This is a genomic window from Stenotrophomonas sp. Marseille-Q5258, from assembly GCF_946900935.1.
Classification (GTDB): Bacteria; Pseudomonadota; Gammaproteobacteria; order Xanthomonadales; family Xanthomonadaceae; genus Stenotrophomonas; species Stenotrophomonas nematodicola.
The window spans coordinates 1-1,073 of record NZ_CAMPPN010000064.1 but is presented as its reverse complement, the minus strand read 5'-3'; the positions used below and the strand labels follow the sequence as shown (position 1 = coordinate 1,073).

General features: G+C 65.1%; 1 protein-coding gene. It reads right to left on the bottom strand.

Annotation, left to right across the window (positions count from 1 at the left end):
• Positions 1–19: 19 nt before the first annotated feature.
• Positions 20–982, bottom strand: coding sequence for an IS1595 family transposase (locus OC534_RS19270; protein WP_028839826.1), 963 nt, complete (start codon positions 980–982; stop codon positions 20–22).
• Positions 983–1,073: the final 91 nt, after the last annotated feature.

Here is a 1,073-nt window from a genome sequence, read left to right as displayed (position 1 = left end):
ACCTGATTAGCCCCGACTCTCAGCCATGAAAGTTGCTCGCAATCCGCAGACGCGGCTCCGGACATGGTTTGCACCGCATCATCGCGGTCGCAAGTCGCGGCAGCGTCTCGCGCAGGCGGAACCGGCGGTTGAAACGGTACGCCGCTTCGGCCAGGTAGCGCCGCGCATACTTGGCTTGTTTGACGGCATGGTAGGTGCCACTGATCGCCCGCTTGAGGTTGCCCAGGACGACGTTGACCCATCGCGCTCCAGCCACTTCGGTGGCGGCGCGGCCGCCGCCGGTGTCGAGCGTTGTGTGGGCGTGGCCGGCGTCTTCGAGCCGGCGGAAGCAAGCCAAGCCGTCACTGTAGACCTCGCACTCAGGTGCCAGGCGGCGCGTGATCCAGTCGTTGAGTGAGGCGTTGTCGAAGCTGCGGACCGGCTCGATCACTGCGAAGGTCGGGCGTTCGAGGTGTTCGTCCGTCTGCACTGCGATCACGAACGCCTGCTTGTTCTCCGACCCGCGCCCGGGCTTGCCGCCGTTGCGCTCGCCGCCCAGATAGGCGTCGTCAAGCTGCACGAAACCCTGGAGTTTTCTGGAATCCTCCCGCTCGGTCATGGCCTGCATGACCTTGTGCTTCAGGCGCCAGGCGGTCTTGTAGTTCACGCCCAGGTGGCGCATCAGTTCCAGCGCAGCCAAGTTGGTCTTGGTCGAGGTCAGCAGGTGCATCGCCAGCATCCAGGTGCGCAGCGGCAGTTTGGTGCCTTCGAACAGGGTGCCCGCCGTCAAGGTCGTCTGATGCCGGCAAGCGCGGCACTGGTAGTAGATCGCATCGCCGCGCCTGAAGCGCGAACGCGCGCGTCCGGCACAGGCCGGACAGCGGAAACCTTCAGGCCAGCGCCACTTGTACAAGGCCCGGTAACACTTTGCTTCGGTGCCGTAGCGGTGGATGAACTCGCTCATCGAAAGGCCGGGTTGGAACTGCACGCGGTTGATGCCCATGGCGCCGCCTCGTTGGCTTCAAGTGGCACCATGCTGTGCCGCAGGCGGCGCAAACCCTGCGACTCGCGGCTGAGGGTCGGGGCTAATCAGG